A 16,776-nucleotide genomic window follows, 5' to 3' on the forward strand; every position below is an offset into this window, starting at 1 on the left:
TTGTCCACTGAGCACCCGAACTCAGCGCGGGGCGGTGGCCTCGACGATCGCGATCTCGCGGGTGGCGGTCTCGCGGTTGCGTTCGGCGGCAGTTTCGCGATCCGGGTCCAGCGTGGTGTCCCCATCGCGATCCGGGTCCAGCGCGGTGTCCCCATCGCGATCTGGCTCGGGCTCCTCGCGCTCGAGCACGGCGGTCCCGCCCCGGCGACTCGGCGTCGCGAGCGGCACATCGCGCCCGTCGCCGGCGTGAAGCACGCGCACCCGCGGTGACGAGAACGGATGCACGTGCACCCGCAGCCGGCGATACCGCACCATCCAGAACAGCACGACGGCCGCAGCCAGCAGGCCGGAGACCGCGGCGAGGCCGAGCGCCCAGCGTGGGCCGAAGGCATCCGCTACCCAGCCAACGAGCGGCGCGCCGAGGGGAGTGCCGCCGACGAAGATAGCCATGTACAGCGCCATCACGCGGCCGCGCATCTCGGGCCGGGTCGTGGTCTGCACGTAGGCGTTCGCCGTGGTCATGAGCGTGAGCGACGACAAGCCGACCAGGGTGAGAGATATGGCGAAAGTTGCATATGTCGGCATGATTGCGGACAGCGCGCAGGCCAGGCCGAACAGGCCGGCGCCGAGCACGATGAGTCGCAGGCGGGCGCGGCTGCGGCGGGCAGCGAGCAGCGCGCCGATGACGGCGCCGATGGCCATGATCGAGCTGAGCAGGCCGAACTCTGCAGCCCCCTTACCGAATTCGATGGTGGCCATGGTGGACGTGAAGATGGCGAAGTTGAGGCCGAAGGTTCCGATCAGAAAGACCGCGATCATGACGACGACGATGTCGGAACGGCCACGCACGTAACGGAAGCCGGCCAGCAGCTGTCCGCGCTCCCGTGACGCCTTTGGTTGGCGGCGCAGTTGGTGGGTGCGCAGCAGGGTCATGGCGAAGACCGTCGCAGCAAAGGTGACCGCGTTGATCATGAAGACCCAGCCGGCGCCGACGGCGACCGTGAGCAGGCCGGCCGCGGCCGGGCCGATCAGGCGTGCACCGTGGAACGACGCCGAGTTGAGTGCCACCGCGTTCGACAGCTGGTCTTCGGCGACGAGTTCGGAGACGAACGTCTGGCGGGCTGGCGCGTCGATCGCCGCGACAACGCCGAGGCCGAGCGCGAACAGATAGACGTGCCAGAGCTGGGCTACCTCGAGCACGGTCAGAATGCCGAGGCCGAGCGCCAATAGGCCCATCAGGGTCTGGGTGAGAATGAGCAGCTTGCGCCGGTTGAACCGATCGGCGATGAGGCCGGACCAGGGCATCAGCACGAGCTGCGGGCCAAGCTGCAGCGCCATGGTGATGCCGACCGCCGTGGCGTCGTAGTTGGTGAGCTGGGTCAGCACGATCCAGTCCTGCGCGGTGCGCTGCATCCAGGTGCCGATGTTCGACACCAAAGCCCCGGCGAACCAGATGCGGTAATTGACGACGCTCAGCGAGCGAAACATGGCGCTCAACTGTCGGCGAGCTCCTTCATGATCAAGGTCGCGTCGGCGAGGGTGCTGCGCTGTGCGGGACTGAGCTGGGCGACGCGTTGCACCAGCCAGGCATCTCGACGCTTGCGCGTTTCGGTCATCATTTCGCTCGCGGCGTCCGTTGTGCTCAGCACGATCTTGCGGCCATCGAGTGTGGAATCGGTGCGGGCCACGAGACCGGCATCAACGAGGCATTTCACCGTGCGGGTCATCGACGGCGGGGTGACGCGTTCGAACTCGCTGAGTTCGGTGAGCGTCAACGGTCCGTGCACATGAAGCACGCCGAGCGCGGAGAACTGGCCACTTCCGAGCTCGTTCTCGGCCTTCTCTTGGCGCAGGCGGCGGGCCAGGCGGCCGTTGGCGAGTCGAAATTCGTGGCTGAGTTCGGCGGTGTTGGGTGCGGCTGTGGGGTGTACTGCGGCCGCTTGTGGTGCGCCGACCGGCGGCTGCGCCTTGATGACGCCGAGGGCGGCAGTTTTGGGGTGTGTTCGCGATTCCATAGATCCTTAGCATAGCAAATTAGCCTTGCTAAGTACATTGGCAACCGGAAGCCCACCGCAACAGGGCAGACTGGCCTCGTGCCCACATATACGGATGCCCATGGCCGGCTCATTACCTATTACGTCTGGTCGGTCGACGCCCCGCGCGCCGTCATCCAGCTCGCGCACGGCGTCGGTGAACACGCCCAGCGCTATGCCACGCTCGCCGCAGACCTCAACCGGGCCGGCTACACGGTGTACGCCGACGACCACCTCGGTCACGGCCAGACCGGACTCGCCCAGCACGGCGGCGACCACACATTGCTCGGGCGACTCGGCGCGGGCGGGCTGCGCGCGGCGGTGGCGGGCGTGCATCAGCTGAGCGGAATCATCCGCTCGGAAAACCCGACTCTGCCGCTCGTGCTGCTCGGGCACAGCTGGGGATCGTTCATGGTACAGATGATCGTGAACGAGCACGCCGCCGAGTACGACGCCATCGTTCTCTCGGGCACCGCCTATCGCTGGCCCGGATACCTTGACGGTGGCGACCTGAACCGCAAACACAAAACGCTCGGCACCACCGGGGTCGAGTGGCTCAGCCGCGATCCGGCGGTAGCCCAGGCGTTCGTCGCCGACCCGCTGACCACTGCGACGCCGCTGGCCAAGCTGTTCGGCATTCGAGAGGCCGCCCGCCTGTTCGGTCGGCCAGCTCGCGACCTGCCGACTGACCTGCCGATGCTCGTGCTGGTCGGCGGTGACGACACCGTCGGCGGCGAACGCAGCGCGCTCAGACTGGTCAACGCCTACGTCAAGCGGTCCGGGCTGCGCGACGTGCGCCTGATCGTGTATCCGGGCGCGCGGCACGAAGTCTTCAACGAGACCAACCGCTCCGAGGTGATCGGCGACCTGGTGGCCTGGCTCGACGAACGATTTATCACCGTAGGCTGAAACCATGCATGGTGAATATAAGGTTCCGGGCGGCAAACTGGTCGTCGTAGATCTCGATGTCGTCGACGATGTCATCGCCAACTTTCGTCTGGCCGGTGACTTTTTTCTCGAACCCGACGATGCCCTCGAAGACATCGATGCAGCGGTGACCGGCCTGCCCGCCGGCAGCTCGGCGGCCACGATCGCCGCCGCCGTGCGTGGCGCGCTGCCGAGCGGCGCCATTCTGCTCGGATTCTCGCCGGAGGCCGTCGCCGTGGCGATTCGCCGTTCGCTGTCCCAGGCGAGCACGTGGCGGGACTACGACTGGCAGATCATCCACTCGCAGAAGCCCGTCGCCCCCGTACTGCAGATGGCCCTCGACGAGGTGCTCGCGACCGAGGTCGGTGAGGGGCGCCGACAGCCCACGCTGCGCATCTGGGAGTGGAACGAACCGGCCGTCGTCATCGGCAGCTTTCAGTCGCTCAAGAACGAGGTCGACCCGGAGAATGCCGCCAAGTTTGGCTTCACCGTTGTACGACGCATCAGCGGCGGCGGTGCCATGTTCATGGAGGCCGGCTCGGTCATCACCTATTCCATCTACGCGCCGACCGATCTCGTGCAGGGCATGAGTTTCGCCGACTCCTACGCGTATCTCGACGAGTGGGTCATCACCGCGCTCAAATCGCTCGGCATCGACGCGTACTACCAGCCGCTCAACGACATCACGAGCCCGACCGGCAAGATCGGTGGGGCCGCCCAGAAACGCCTCGGCAGCGGCGCCGTGCTGCACCACGTCACGATGAGCTACGACATGGACGGCGAAAAAATGGTGCAGGTGCTGCGCATCGGCCGGGAGAAACTCAGCGACAAGGGCATCACGAGCGCGGCCAAGCGCGTCGATCCCCTGCGCCGCCAGACCGGCCTGAGCCGCGCCGCGATCATCGACCGCATGAAGGAAACCTTCATCGGCCTCTACGGTGCCACCGAGGGTGACGTCACCGCCGAGGAATACGCCAAGGCCACCGAGCTCGTCGCGAACAAGTTCAGCACCGAGGAGTGGCTGACCCGGGTTCCCTAACGACGGCGAGCGGATGCCGCCGGCCGGGCCGCCGGCATCCGCTTACGTATCAACGCCCGCGGGTCAGCAGGTCCTGGTACTCGGCGTGCGTGTCAATCCAGTGCGCCACATAGGAGCAGTCCGGCACGACGGCCAGGTCGGTGCGCACCCGCACGTCGTCGAGCGCCTGCTCGACCAGAATGCTCGCCAAACCGTGGGTACGCTTGGCCGGATTGACCTCGGTGTGGGTGAAATGCACCGCGGCCGTCGTGGTGATGTAGTCGGCCACGCCGACCGGTTCGCCATCGAGCAACACCGTGTAGCGGCTCTGTTCGGGGTCGTGGCGCACCTCGAGTGTGCCGGCTTCCGCCAGATTCTGCGAGTGGATGGTCATCGATTCAGCAGTCATCCCGACAGACTAAGCCGATTGCAGGCGCGCAGGCTGAAAGAATGGACAAATGCCTTCTGCGTGGACCCCGACCAGCCCGAGCCGTGTCATCCACGCCAACAACCTCGAGGTGCTGCCCGGCCTACCCGATGGTGCCTTCACCCTGATCTACCTCGACCCGCCATTCAACACTGGTCGTTCGCAGAAGCGGCAGAGCACCACCTCGGTGCGGTCGGTCGCCGTGGACGGCTCACACGCGGCCGGAACGATCACCGGATTCAAGGGGCAACGTTACGAACGCATCAAGGGTGATCTGCTCGGCTATGACGACCAGTTCGAAGACTACTGGGCCTTTCTCGAGCCGCGCCTGATCGAGGCCTGGCGGCTGCTCGCTGACGACGGCACGCTCTACCTGCACCTCGACTACCGCGAGGCGCACTACGCCAAGGTGCTGCTCGACGCCCTGTTCGGCCGGGAATGCTTTCTCAACGAACTCATCTGGGCCTACGACTACGGCGCGAAGTCCAAGAACAAGTGGCCCACCAAACACGACACGATTCTGGTCTATGTGAAGAACCCGGCCCGGTACTACTTCGACTCGACCACCGTCGATCGCGAGCCATATATGGCTCCCGGCCTGGTCACGCCCGAAAAGGTCGCCAAGGGCAAACTGCCGACGGATGTCTGGTGGCACACCATCGTCTCGCCCACCGGCAAGGAGAAAACCGGCTACCCCACCCAGAAACCGATCGGAATCCTGCGCCGCATCATTCAGGCGTCGAGCCGTGAGGGCGACTGGGTGCTCGACTTTTTCGCGGGCAGCGGCACCACCGGCGCGGTCGCGGCCGCGCTCGGCCGCCGCTTCGTGCTGATCGACCAGAACCCCGAGGCCCTGGCCGTGATGCGCGCCCGCTTCGAGCCGGTGCCCGACGTCGAATTTCTCGCCCCTGACGCTTGACGCTGACTCAATCCACCTCGTGGCACTCGTTTGAGAAGCTGGCACGGGTTCAAACCAGTGCCAACTTCCTAAACACGTGCCACGACCCGCCCGCATCCGCTTGATCCGAGGAGAACCCATGAGATTTCGCATTTTCACCGAACCCCAGCAAGGTGCCACCTATGACGACGTCCTCGCCGTCGCGCAGGCCACCGAGCGGCTCGGCTTCGACGCCTTCTTCCGCAGTGACCACTACCAGGTCATGGGCGACGGTGACGGCCTGCCCGGCCCGACGGATGCCTGGACCACCCTGGCCGGGTTGGCGCGCGAGACGAAACGCATCCGTCTGGGTACTCTCGTCTCCTCTGTGACCTACCGGCCTCCGGGCATTCTGGCGATCCAGGTGGCGCAGGTCGACCAGATGTCGGGCGGCCGCGTCGAGCTCGGACTCGGTACCGGCTGGTTCGAGCAGGAGCACCTCGCCTACGGTATCCCGTTTCCGGCCAAGCGATTCGGCATGCTCGAGGAACAGCTCGAAGTGATCACCGGGCTGTGGAACACCCCGGTCGGGGACCGGTATAACTTCGCCGGGGAGCACTACACCCTCGTCGATTCACCGGCACTGCCGAAGCCGACACAGGTGCGAGTGCCGGTGATCGTGGGAGGTGGCGGCGCCAAGCGCACCCCGAAACTCGCTGCTCGTTTCGCGACCGAGTTCAACCTGCCGTTTCCTGACTTCGCAGACATCGCGGGCAAGTTCGACGGTGTGCGGGCTGCCTGTGAGGCCATCGACCGCGACCCGGCCGAGCTCACCTATTCGGCCGCGCTGATCGCCGTCGGTGGCCGAGACGAGGCCGAATTCGCCCGTCGGGCTGCCGCGGTCGGTCGCGAGGCGGCCGAGCTGCGCGAGCACGGCCTGGCCGGCACGGCCTCCGAGATCGTCGACCGGCTGGGCACCCTCGCCGACTCCGGCGTCGAGTGCGTCTACCTGCAGATCATGGACCTGTCCGACCTCGACCACCTGGAGTTTCTGGCCGCCGAGGTCGTTCCCCAGCTGCGCTAGCCCGCCGCCAGCGAAGCGGATGCCGCTGGTCGCGCATCCCCTCGTGGCACGCGTTGGGGAAGCACGCACGTGTTCAAACCAGTGCCAACCTCTCAAACACGTGCCGCGGGACAGCCGGGCGGTCAGCCCGCGTGCGCCGCCCGCAGGTGCGCCGCGTACATGCGTCCGCTGTCCTTCACCGTGCGTTCGAGGGTCTTGTAGTCGACCCGCACGATGCCGAACCGTTTCTCATAGCCGTACGACCACTCGAAGTTGTCGAGCAGCGACCAGACGAAGTACCCGCGCACGTCGGCGCCGGCCGCGATCGCCTCACCCACCTTGTTGATGTGCGTCACGATGTACTCGGCGCGGTCCGCATCGTGCACGGCGCCGTCGGCGCTCACGGTGTCGTCGTAGGCGGCACCGTTCTCGGTCACGTAAAGCGGCGGCAGGCGGTCGTACTCCTCGCCGAGGCGCACCAACAGCAGGCGCAGGCCGTCGGGGTTGACCTCCCAGTCCATCGCGGTGCGCGGCAGTCCGCGACTGGGGAAGGTGATGTACTCCGATCCGACCCACGGCGAACCGACGGGCCGGTCGGCGCCACCGGCGTGACCATCGCTTGCCGAGGCATCCGCATGGCCGCTCACGAGGTCGTCGTGGTAATGGTTGACCCCGAGAAAATCGAGTGGGGCCGCGATCATCTCAAGATCGTCGGCGTGGATGACCTCGGCGAGTCCACACGGCTCGAGGTCGTGCAGGGTGTCCTCCGGGTAGGAACCACGCAGCAGCGGGTCCAGAAAGACGCGGTTAGCGAGCGAATCGAGCCGCCGGGCAGCCTCGAGGTCGACCGGGTCGGCGGCGTCGCGCGGCACGGCGTTGGTGAGATTAAGGGTGATGCCGAGGTTCTGAGCACCCGCAGAGCGCAGCGCGTTCACCACAAGGCCGTGCGCGAGGTGCTGGTGATGCACCGCGGCGACCGCCGCCGGGCCATCCTGCCGGCCCGGCGCGTGTGCACCCGATCCGTAGCCGAGCAGGGAGGAGCAAAAGGGTTCGTTGAAGGTGGTCCAGTGGGTGACCCGATCGCCCAGCGCGGAGTAGACATCGCTCGCGTAGTCGACGAACCGGTACGCGGTGTCGCGGTTGGCCCAGCCGCCCTTCTCTTCGAGGGCCTGCGGCAGATCCCAGTGATACAGGGTGAGCCAGGGCAAAATGCCGGCGCCGAGCAGTTCATCAACCAGCCGCGAGTAGAAGTCGAGCCCCTCGGGGTTGACGGCCCGATCATTCGGGCGCACGCGTGCCCAGCTGGTCGAGAACCGGTAGGCGTCGAGGCCGAGCGAAGCCATCAGACGCACGTCGGCGGGCATCCGGTGGTAGTGATCGACCGCCGTTTCCAGGTCGTCGCCGCCCGCAATGGCGCCTGGAACCCGCGCGAACGCATCCCAGATCGAGTCCTCCTTGCCGCCAGCGTGGCCGGCCCCCTCGATCTGCGCGGCGGCGGTGGCCGACCCCCAGAGAAATCCGCGCGGCCAGGTGAACGGTGTGGGCAGGGTCTGCGACATGACGTCACGCTACCCTGCGGCGAGGAATTCGACCAGTGACGAGGGCGTAACCGCGGACATCCGGTCGAACCGTCCCCGCAATCGGCTGCGTACCGGCCATCGTGTCGGAGATCTCCGCAGTTATGCACGCGGCATTCGGAGCTCTCAGATTCGTCGCGGCTAAGCTCGAATCATGCTGCAGAACAACGAACCCAGCGAGGCCGACCAGCGGCGCACCCGGCGCCGGTTTCTGATCGGGGTCCTCATCGTTGGAGTGGTCGTCGCTCTCGCGGCGATTGGCCTCTATCTGAGCGCCGCGCTCAGCGTTTAATCAATCAGAAATGAGTACACAGTGCAGTTGACTAGGTGGCAGCGACTTGGCCTGACGACGGCCATCGGTGCCGTTCTCGCGGTCGGTGCAACCGCGCTCGTTGTGCAGGCGCTTGATGATAGTCCCGCCACCCCCACCAAAACGGCGCAGACGACGGATGCCGACGCCTCAGCTGCGACGGAGGAACCGGCTCGCGCCACCCCCACCGACACACCCGCTGCGGCCCCGGTCGAAGCGGAGCCCGCCCTCAGCGCCCCCGTCGCCGCGCAGATCGACTACCTCCTCGCGCACTGGAAGCTCGAAACCTACAACTCCGTCGAGTGGGGCGTGCTCGGAGAGAACGACTGTGTCAACTTCGCCAGCCAGGCCATGATCGCCCGCGGCTGGACCATGGACGGAGTCTGGTCGAGCCCGAAAAACGGCAACGCCTACGATGCGTCGGCCGCCTGGCGCAGTTCCACCGCGTTCATGAACTACATCGCGCAGGCCGGCAAGGCCACCGCCCTGACCGATCAGCAGCGCGACCAGGTCAAGGTCGGCGACATCGTGCAGTTCGACTGGGACAACACCGGCGATCGCGACCACACCGGCATTGTCACCAGGGTCGAGAAGGTCGGCGACACTGTTGCCATCTCGTTCGCCGGGCACACCCTCGATTCCGACTACCGCTCGGTCGACACGGCAATCACCGTGGATCACCCGGGCGGAACGGCCTACTACTGGAGTGTTCCCTAGGCGATCGCGGCGTCGACGATCGCCTTGGCCTCCAGCTGAACCTGGGCAAGGTGTTCGTCGCCGAGGAACGACTCGGCGTAGATCTTGTAGACGTCTTCGGTGCCGCTCGGCCGGGCCGCGAACCAGGCGTTCTCGGTCGTGACCTTCACTCCGCCGATGGCCGCTCCGTTTCCGGGGGCCACGCTGAAGGCGCCGGTGATCTTCTCACCGGCCAGTTCGGTGGCCGTGATCATCGAGCCGTCGAGCTTGGCCAGTGCGGCCTTCTGCGCGGGCGTGGCCGCAGCATCCACTCGCGCATAGGAGGGAGCGCCGAAGTGTTCGGCCAGCTCGGCGTAGCGCTGCGAAGGAGTCTTGCCGGTGACGGCGAGAATCTCGGAGGCGAGCAGGGCTAGCAGAATGCCGTCCTTGTCGGTGGTCCAGACCGTGCCGTCGAAGCGCACGAAGCTCGCGCCGGCGCTCTCCTCGCCGCCGAAAGCCACCGAGCCGTCGATGAGCCCGGGCACGAACCATTTGAAGCCCACTGGCACCTCCCACAGGTCGCGGCCGAGAAAACCGGTGACGCGGTCGATCATGGTTGACGAGACGAGGGTCTTGCCGACCGCGGCGTCGGGCTTCCAGCCTTCACGGTGGCTGTACAGGTAGTCGATGGCCACGGCGAGAAAGTGGTTCGGGTTCATCAGGCCGCCGTCTGGCGTGACGATGCCGTGCCGGTCGGCGTCGGCGTCATTACCCGTGAGAATGTCGTACTCGTCCTTGTGGGCGACAACGGATGCCATCACCGACGCACTCGACGGATCCATCCGGATCTTCTCGTCCCAGTCCAGGGTCATGAATCGCCAGGTCGGGTCGACCGTGGGGTTGACCACGACCAGGTCGATCTCGTAACGGTCACGGATGGCGCCCCAGTAGCCGACACTCGCGCCGCCGAGCGGGTCGGCCCCGATGCGGATTCCGCTGGTGCGGATGGCCTGCATGTCGATGATGTTCTCGAGGTCGTTCACGTAGTTGCCACGAAAGTCGTAGGTCTCCACTGCGCTCGGCTCGCTCATCAGCACGCCGTCGAGGCCATTGGCGATGAGCTCGTTCGCCCGGTTCGCGATCCACGAGGTCGCATCGCTGTCGGCCGGTCCGCCGTGCGGCGGGTTGTACTTGAAGCCGCCGTCCATCGGCGGGTTGTGGCTCGGGGTGACGACGATGCCGTCGGCCAGGTCGCCGTGCTCGGCGCGGTTGTAGGCCAAAATCGCGTGCGACAGGGAGGGGGTGGGCACGTAATCGTCGAACTCGTCCACGAGTACACGAACGCCGTTGGCGACGAGAACCTCGAGGGCGGTCGTGTAGGCCGGACCGCTCAGGGCGTGCGGGTCGGTGCCGATGAAGAGGGGGCCGGTGATGCCCTGGCCCGCGCGGTATTCCACGATCGCCTGCGTTGTGGCACTGATGTGGTCCTCGTTGAACGCGGTGTTCAGGGAACTCCCGCGATGCCCTGAGGTGCCGAAGACGACCCGCTGGGCTGGCACCCGGGCATCCGGTTTCAAATCGTAATAGGCCTTGACCAGCCCATCAACGTCGATCAGGTCAGATTCCAGGGCTCGGGTGCCCGCGCGTTCGCTCATGAGCACAGTCTGGCACCCCCGGTAGGCTGTCAGCCATGCCCGACGCGCCGAATCCGCCCAAAGCCCGCACCTACAGCTATCTCGGCCCGGCCGGCACCTTCACCGAAGCGGCGCTGGCCCAGGTACCCGAAGCGCGGGGCCAGATCTGGCGCCCGGTCAACAATGTGGGCGAGGCCTTCGCTGACGTCGGGAGCGGCCGCAGCCTCGCGGCCATGATCGCCATCGAGAACTCGGTCGACGGCGGTGTCACGGCCACCCAGGATGCCCTGGCCAGCGTGCCGAACCTGCGCATCATCGGCGAATACCTGGTGCCGGTGAATTTCGTGCTGGTGGCCCGCCCCGGCACGACGCTGGCCGACGTGCGCGTCGTCAACGCGCATCCGGTCGCCTACGGCCAGTGCCGCAACTGGCTCGAACGCACCCTGCCGAGTCACGGCCACATCCCCGCCTCGAGCAACGTCGCCGCCGCGTCTTCCCTGCTCGACACCATGCAAGCGGATGCCGCGATCGCGCCACCCGGCATCGATAAACATCACGACCTCGTCGTTCTCGCTTCGAATATCGGTGACAACCCGAACGCGGTCACCCGCTTCGTGCTGGTCGGCCGCGGCAACGAGCTCACCGCGCCGACGGGCGCCGACAAGACCAGCCTGATCATCGAGCTGCCGAGTGACCGTTCCGGTGCCCTGCTGGAGATGCTCGAGCAGTTCGCCACGCGCGGCGTGAACCTCAGTCTGATTCAGTCCCGGCCGATCGGTGATTCCCTCGGCCGCTACCGTTTCGTCGTCGACGCCGAGGGGCATATTCTCGACGAGCGCGTCGCCGATGCGTTGTTGGGCCTTCGACGGTTCAGCCCCAAGGTGATCTTTCTCGGATCCTATCCGCGGGCCGACAAACGCCCGATCGAGTTCACCTCGCGCTACGACGACGGCATTTTCATCGAAGCCCGCGACTGGTTGCGCGGTTTAATTGCGGGGGAACCCGTTGAATAGGCACATCGCGGGGGAGCCCACCAAATGACCGCCGACCCGAACAATGATGCCCGCTACCAGCGTGGCTACGAGCCCGCCACCCACGCGGCTGCCGCCGCGTCGGACCGTCTCGCGCCCACCTCGAACGGCGGGCCCGCGGCATCCGCTGCCCCGACCGAAACCGCATCGGTGCCGGCGCCGGAAGCCGCCGCGCTGCTCGACCAGTTCGAGCCGCGCAATCCGTTCGTCGTTGCCCTGTGGGTTGTTGGTCCAGCCCTCACCATCGGCGGACTGAGCGTGCAGGTGCGAACATTTCTTGATTCGATGGGTGGCTCAAGCTACATTAACTCTCCCGACGGCGAGGTGCCGTTCGATATGTTGTTGCAGCAGATCTCCTGGTCGCTCGGACCGGCAATGACCTCAACCGGCCTGGCCACTGTCGTCGGTCTGCTCTTTTACCATGCACTGCGCTGGCGGTCCCGGCCGTCACGCCGTTCAGACACCTGATTCAGCGGGCACGCGCACGATGAGCGCGCCGGCATCGGCGTTCAGCCGCACCTTGCGCACGAGGCCGAACTCATCGCCGTCGAGCTCGAAATCCTGCGCGTGTTCGAGCACGATGCGAATATCCGGCCCGCGCAGGGTCGTCATCACCCGCTCATTCGACGATTCGGTGGCCTGAATCATGCGTCGGCCCACCGCCGAACGCCGCAGCACCCCGTTTTCCCAGGTCACCCGGCGCCAGATGGTCAGCCAGCCGAGCACGCCCTTAGGCTGCAGCACCGCGATGTCCAGAATGCCGTCGTCGAGGCGCGCGTCGGGCAGAAACTGCAGGTTGCCCGGCAGCAGCCCGCAATTGGCGACAAGAATCGCGCTCACCTGTGCCGGCCGGTCAACCCGCCCAGCAACGCTGTAGCGGATGCGAAATGGCCGCGCTTTCGGCAGCGCCCGCGCCACCCCGTCGACGTAGGCGAGCCAGCCCACCTGTTTCTTGAGATCGTCGCGGGTGTGCGCGATCATCTGAGCATCGAGGCCGAGGCCGGCCATAACCAGGAAGACGTGTTCCTGCACTTCGCCGGTATCGGTCGTCAGGGTGGCGACGCCGAGATCGATCGGCCGGTCGACACCACTGAACGCGATCTCGGTGGCGGCATCGATACTACCGAGCGGCAACAGCAGGTTGCGAGCGAGCAGGTTGCCGGTTCCCGACGGCACGATGGCCATGCGCACCCCGGACTCACGAAGCGCCTCGGCGACGGCCCGCACGGTGCCGTCGCCGCCGGCCGAGATCACCATCGAGGCGTGAGCGTCAAGTGCTCGTTTCGTGGCTGCCTGGCCGACATCGTCGACGCTGGTTTCAAACCAGTGCGTCTCGCCCCAGCCGGCGGATTGCTCGGCGGCGGCCACGCTCGTGCGCAACCTGGCGAGGTCGACCTTCACCGGGTTGTAGACAACGGCGGCGTGCTGGTCGAAGTTTTCGGAGGCGCTCACGAGGCCTAGGCTACTGGGTCGCCCCGCGTTTGCCCGCCAACTAGCGCTTGTAGACTGGCCGGGTGATTGATCCGGTGCTGTTACGCGAAAACCCTGACCTCTTCAAGCGTTCGCAGGAGGCTCGTGGCGACTCCGTTGGAGCGGTGGATGCCGCGCTCGCCGCCGACGCCGAACGGCGTTCGACGATCACCGCGTTCGAAGACCTGCGCGCCGCGCAAAACCTGTTCGGCAAGCGCGTCGCCGCAGCGCCCAGGGCCGAGAAGAAGGCGCTCGTTGCCGAGGCGCAAAGCCTCGCCGCTGAGGTGAAAGCCGCAGGAGTCATCGCGGGCGAGGCCGACGCTCGCTTCACCGCGATCGTCAAGACCATCGCGAACCCGATCATCGACGGAGTTCCGGCCGGCGATGAGGCCAACTTCAAGACCCTGCGCACCCACGGCGATGCCCCGGTGTTCGACTTCGAGCCGCGCGACCACCTCGAGCTCGGCGAACTGCTCGGCGCCATCGATATGGCCCGCGGCGCCAAGGTCTCCGGCACCCGTTTCTACTTCCTGAAGGGAATCGGCGCCCGCCTCGAGATTGCGCTCATGAACATGGCGCTCGACCGGGCGCTTGCGGCCGGCTTCGTGCCGCTCATCACCCCCACGCTCGTACGCCCCGAAATCATGGACGGCACCGGCTTTCTCGGTGAGCACAACGATGAGGTCTACTACCTTCCCACTGACGACCTCTACCTCACCGGCACGAGCGAGGTCGCGCTCGCCGGGTACCACAAAGACGAGATCCTCGACCTGTCCGAGGAACCCCTGCGTTACGCCGGCTGGAGCACCTGCTACCGCCGCGAGGCCGGCTCGGGCGGAAAAGACACCCGCGGCATCATTCGCGTGCACCAGTTCAACAAGCTCGAAATGTTCACCTACGTGCTGCCCGAGAACGCCGAGGCCGAGCACGACCGCCTCGTCGCCCTCCAGGAGGGCATGCTGCAGTCCCTCGGCCTCAGCTACCGCGTGATCGACGTCGCAGCCGGTGACCTCGGCGGAAGCGCGGCCCGCAAGTTCGATATCGAGGCCTGGGTGCCCACCCAGAACGCCTTCCGCGAGCTCACCAGCACGAGCAACTGCACCACCTACCAGGCGCGACGGTTGGACATCCGTTACCGCACCGACACGGGCAAGACCGCGCCGGTCGCCACTCTCAACGGCACGCTCGCGACCACCCGCTGGCTCGTCGCCATGCTCGAAACGCACCAGCAAGCGGATGGCTCGGTGCGCGTCCCCGAGGCGCTGCGGCCCTACCTCGGCGGCCTCGAGGTTTTGACGCCGCTCCCGGTGAAGGGAGCGAAGTGACGTCACAGGTCACGACCGAGCCGTGGCTCGTCGCCCTCGACATCGACGGCACTACCATGCACGAAGACGGCTCGATCAGCCAGGCCGTGATCGATGAGGTTGTGCGGCTCGCCGAGGCCGGGCACGAGGTCATGCTCGCCACCGGCCGGTCCGCAGCTGCAGCCCTGCCGGTGCTAGACCGCCTCGGCATTTCTCCGCGCTACGTGGTCTGCTCCAATGGGGCCATCACCATGCACCGCGATGCCTCAGCGCCCCTGGGCTACCGACGCGAATGGGTCGAGACCTTCGACCCGAGCGACGTGCTCACCTCGATTCGGGCGCACCTCGGCTCGGCCCGGTTCGCGGTCGAAGACGAGCACGGTTTCTACCGGTACACCGAACCGATTCCCGATGCCACAATCGGCATGGACAGCGAACGGGTCGACTTCGACGAGCTGTTGAAGCACAAGGCGACCCGCGTGGTCGTTATCTCGCCCGACCACGACATGGAGGATTTTCTCCAAGTGGTCGAGCGCATGGGGTTGAATCGGGTGAGCTATGCGATCGGGTGGACCGCCTGGCTCGACATCGCGCCGGACGGCGTCAACAAGTCGACCGCGATGGAGCGAGTACGTGTGGCGGTCGGGGTTCCCCGCGAGCGGGTGATGGCCGTCGGCGACGGGCGCAACGATATTGACATGCTGGCGTGGGCCGCCGAATTCGGTCGCGGCGTGGCCATGGGCGAGTCGCCCGACGACGTTCTCGCCGCCGGGTCCGAGATCACCGGCAATGTGGAGATTGACGGCCTCGCCATGGTGTTGCGCACACTCTGACTCGCATCCAGCCGTTTATCAGGCCCCTCTGTCAGCCTGTATAGTCTGCCATCGGCTAGAATCGGGCCAGTTCGCCCAATTCTTTCCGCGCTGCAATTCGCGCGGGGAATGGGCAACCGGGAGGGCTGTCCGAGCGGCCGATGGAGCCAGTCTTGAAAACTGGTGGGCAGAAATGTCTCGTGGGTTCGAATCCCACGCCCTCCGCAGTACCAGCACAATGCAAATCGCCGGCGCACAACGATTGTCGCCTCAGGCTGACCAGCCAACAACCCGATGAGAGGACATGAGTGAGCGACCAACTTCGCCCCCGCTCGAACGGTTCCAAGAACCTCAAAACCGTTGCCCGTCACGGCCGCCTGAAGAAGTCGAACGCCGCCGTCACCGTGGCCAAGTTCATCGCGGGCAGCCTGGCCGTCGTTTTGGTCAGCGGATTCTCGGTCGGCGCGATTGCCACTTACGACGTCGCCACGAGCGTGCAGCCCAGCGTTCACCTCACCAATGAGACCAACGGCCCGGTTCCCTCGATCGGTGCCATCGACGGCGGCGTGAACATGCTCATCGTCGGCAGCGACAGCCGCGTCGGCCAGGACGCGGCCTTCGGCCCGGAAGACTCCACCGGCGACCTCAACGACGTCACGATGCTGCTGCACATCTCGGAAGACCACAGCAACGCCTCGGTCATCAGCTTTCCGCGCGACATGTTCGTGGCGATCCCCTCGTGCCCCGACCCCACGGGTGGCTCGTTTCGTGCGATGAGCAGCCAGAAAATCAACACCACGCTCACCTACGGTGGCCTGGCCTGCACCGTGCTGACCGTGGAGGAGCTCACCGGCCTCTCAATCCCGTTCGCGGCCGAGGTGCAGTTTAGCGGCGTCATGGCCATGTCCAGCGCTGTTGGCGGCGTTCCGGTCTGCGTAGCCAGCCGCATCGAAGATGAGTACACCGGTACCTTTCTCGACCCGGGTGAGCACGTGCTCGAGGGCTATGACGCGCTACAGTTTCTGCGCACCCGCCACGGCCTCGGCGATGGTGGCGACCTGACCCGCATCAACAACCAGCAGCTGTTCATGTCCTCGCTCGTGCGCACGATCAAGAGCGCTGACACCCTCTCCGATCCGACCAAGGTCTACGCTCTGGCCAAGGCAGTGACAGCGAATATGCGCCTCTCGGACAGCCTCAACAGCGTCACGACGCTCGCGTCCATCGCCATCGCTCTCAAAGACATCGACCTCAATCAGGTCGTCTTCGCCCAGGTGCCCACCGGCAGCACGACCGGCGGGGTCAAGGCCGTTCAACCGGCCTTTGACAACCTGTTCGAGGCGGTTGCGGCCGATCAGCCGCTGACCCTCAGCGGAACGACCGGCCGCGGTACCGAGGCTGACCCGAACGCTCCCGTCGAGGCAGCGCCGGTTCCCGTCGCAACCACCGACCCCTCGGCCGCGGCCGATCCGGCGGCATCTGAGGCCCCCGTGGCCACGGAAGCCCCGGGAGTCGTCCTGTCGGAGTCGGTGACGGGCCAAACGGCCGGCGACTATACCTGCACCAGAGGGCGCACGCTCGAGAACCAATAACCGGGCGCGGGCATCTGTTTTGCCTG

17 protein-coding genes and 1 tRNA gene are annotated in these 16,776 nt (G+C 66.2%); 12 read left to right on the plus strand and 6 right to left on the minus strand.

Annotated features, from left to right (window positions below):
* Positions 1 to 21 precede the first annotated feature (21 nt).
* Entirely contained in the window at positions 22 to 1,497 is a 1,476-nt protein-coding gene (locus tag CXY77_RS05160) for an MFS transporter (RefSeq protein ID WP_104089848.1), read from the minus strand.
* Positions 1,494 to 2,015, minus strand: a complete 522-nt coding sequence (locus CXY77_RS05165) for a MarR family winged helix-turn-helix transcriptional regulator (RefSeq protein WP_092338664.1) — start codon at positions 2,013 to 2,015, stop codon at positions 1,494 to 1,496. Before CXY77_RS05165 ends, CXY77_RS05160 begins: the two co-directional genes overlap by 4 nt.
* 78 nt (positions 2,016 to 2,093) lie before the next feature.
* Between CXY77_RS05165 and CXY77_RS05170 the strand changes: the two genes are divergently transcribed.
* Entirely contained in the window at positions 2,094 to 2,942 is an 849-nt protein-coding gene (locus CXY77_RS05170) for an alpha/beta fold hydrolase (RefSeq protein WP_104089846.1), read from the plus strand.
* 4 nt (positions 2,943 to 2,946) lie between these two features.
* On the plus strand, positions 2,947 to 3,999 hold the full coding sequence (locus CXY77_RS05175; RefSeq protein ID WP_104089844.1) for a biotin/lipoate A/B protein ligase family protein: 1,053 nt from the start codon (positions 2,947 to 2,949) through the stop codon (positions 3,997 to 3,999).
* A 49-nt stretch (positions 4,000 to 4,048) separates the two neighbouring features.
* Here the strand turns inward: CXY77_RS05175 and CXY77_RS05180 are convergent, their stop codons facing one another.
* Positions 4,049 to 4,387 (minus strand): GNAT family N-acetyltransferase, encoded by a 339-nt coding sequence (locus CXY77_RS05180; protein ID WP_233197248.1) that lies wholly within the window; start codon positions 4,385 to 4,387, stop codon positions 4,049 to 4,051.
* A 49-nt stretch (positions 4,388 to 4,436) separates the two neighbouring features.
* On the opposite strand from CXY77_RS05180, the gene CXY77_RS05185 reads away from it, so the two are divergent.
* Both CXY77_RS05185 and CXY77_RS05190 read left to right on the plus strand, forming a co-directional pair.
* On the plus strand, positions 4,437 to 5,324 hold the full coding sequence (locus tag CXY77_RS05185) for a site-specific DNA-methyltransferase (protein WP_092338672.1): 888 nt from the start codon (positions 4,437 to 4,439) through the stop codon (positions 5,322 to 5,324).
* 118 nt (positions 5,325 to 5,442) lie between these two features.
* A complete protein-coding gene (locus CXY77_RS05190) occupies positions 5,443 to 6,366 on the plus strand; it encodes an LLM class F420-dependent oxidoreductase (RefSeq protein ID WP_092338674.1) in 924 nt (307 codons plus the stop codon).
* 122 nt (positions 6,367 to 6,488) lie between these two features.
* Here the strand turns inward: CXY77_RS05190 and CXY77_RS05195 are convergent, their stop codons facing one another.
* The gene (locus CXY77_RS05195) at positions 6,489 to 7,904 is read right to left on the minus strand and encodes a GH1 family beta-glucosidase (protein WP_092338676.1); all 1,416 of its coding nucleotides are present in this window, start codon (positions 7,902 to 7,904) and stop codon (positions 6,489 to 6,491) included.
* A 172-nt stretch (positions 7,905 to 8,076) separates the two neighbouring features.
* Between CXY77_RS05195 and CXY77_RS20100 the strand changes: the two genes are divergently transcribed.
* Together CXY77_RS20100 and CXY77_RS05200 are read left to right on the plus strand one after the other, a co-directional pair.
* Positions 8,077 to 8,214: a hypothetical protein gene (locus tag CXY77_RS20100; protein WP_158252782.1), complete on the plus strand. Its 138-nt coding sequence runs from the start codon at positions 8,077 to 8,079 to the stop codon at positions 8,212 to 8,214.
* 27 nt (positions 8,215 to 8,241) lie between these two features.
* A complete protein-coding gene (locus tag CXY77_RS05200) occupies positions 8,242 to 8,949 on the plus strand; it encodes an amidase domain-containing protein (protein ID WP_158252783.1) in 708 nt (235 codons plus the stop codon).
* On the opposite strand, the gene pgm is transcribed toward CXY77_RS05200, so the two are convergent.
* Positions 8,946 to 10,562: a phosphoglucomutase (alpha-D-glucose-1,6-bisphosphate-dependent) gene (pgm, locus tag CXY77_RS05205; protein WP_104089840.1), complete on the minus strand. Its 1,617-nt coding sequence runs from the start codon at positions 10,560 to 10,562 to the stop codon at positions 8,946 to 8,948. The two genes, CXY77_RS05200 and pgm, sit on opposite strands and share 4 nt — an antisense overlap.
* A gap of 35 nt (positions 10,563 to 10,597) precedes the next feature.
* Between pgm and pheA the strand changes: the two genes are divergently transcribed.
* Both pheA and CXY77_RS05215 read left to right on the plus strand, forming a co-directional pair.
* Entirely contained in the window at positions 10,598 to 11,554 is a 957-nt protein-coding gene (gene pheA / locus CXY77_RS05210) for a prephenate dehydratase (RefSeq protein ID WP_092338680.1), read from the plus strand.
* A 24-nt stretch (positions 11,555 to 11,578) separates the two neighbouring features.
* Positions 11,579 to 12,040 carry a hypothetical protein gene (locus CXY77_RS05215; protein ID WP_104089839.1) on the plus strand — a complete coding sequence of 154 codons (462 nt, stop codon included), beginning with the start codon at positions 11,579 to 11,581 and terminating at the stop codon, positions 12,038 to 12,040.
* Here the strand turns inward: CXY77_RS05215 and CXY77_RS05220 are convergent.
* On the minus strand, positions 12,029 to 13,024 hold the full coding sequence (locus CXY77_RS05220) for a diacylglycerol kinase family protein (RefSeq protein WP_092338684.1): 996 nt from the start codon (positions 13,022 to 13,024) through the stop codon (positions 12,029 to 12,031). The two genes, CXY77_RS05215 and CXY77_RS05220, sit on opposite strands and share 12 nt — an antisense overlap.
* A gap of 62 nt (positions 13,025 to 13,086) precedes the next feature.
* Between CXY77_RS05220 and serS the strand changes: the two genes are divergently transcribed.
* The 4 genes from serS (at position 13,087) to CXY77_RS05240 (ending at position 16,750) form a co-directional block, all read left to right on the plus strand.
* The gene (serS, locus tag CXY77_RS05225; RefSeq protein ID WP_104089837.1) at positions 13,087 to 14,367 is read left to right on the plus strand and encodes a serine--tRNA ligase; all 1,281 of its coding nucleotides are present in this window, start codon (positions 13,087 to 13,089) and stop codon (positions 14,365 to 14,367) included.
* Entirely contained in the window at positions 14,364 to 15,179 is an 816-nt protein-coding gene (locus CXY77_RS05230) for an HAD family hydrolase (RefSeq protein WP_255409982.1), read from the plus strand. Before serS ends, CXY77_RS05230 begins: the two co-directional genes overlap by 4 nt.
* 119 nt (positions 15,180 to 15,298) lie before the next feature.
* Positions 15,299 to 15,383: transfer RNA gene (locus CXY77_RS05235), tRNA-Ser, on the plus strand.
* An 83-nt stretch (positions 15,384 to 15,466) separates the two neighbouring features.
* Positions 15,467 to 16,750, plus strand: a complete 1,284-nt coding sequence (locus tag CXY77_RS05240) for an LCP family protein (RefSeq protein WP_104089836.1) — start codon at positions 15,467 to 15,469, stop codon at positions 16,748 to 16,750.
* Positions 16,751 to 16,776 lie beyond the last annotated feature (26 nt).

The sequence above is a fragment of the Cryobacterium sp. N21 genome (assembly GCF_002929575.1).
In the GTDB taxonomy this organism is placed as follows: domain Bacteria; phylum Actinomycetota; class Actinomycetes; order Actinomycetales; family Microbacteriaceae; genus Cryobacterium; species Cryobacterium flavum.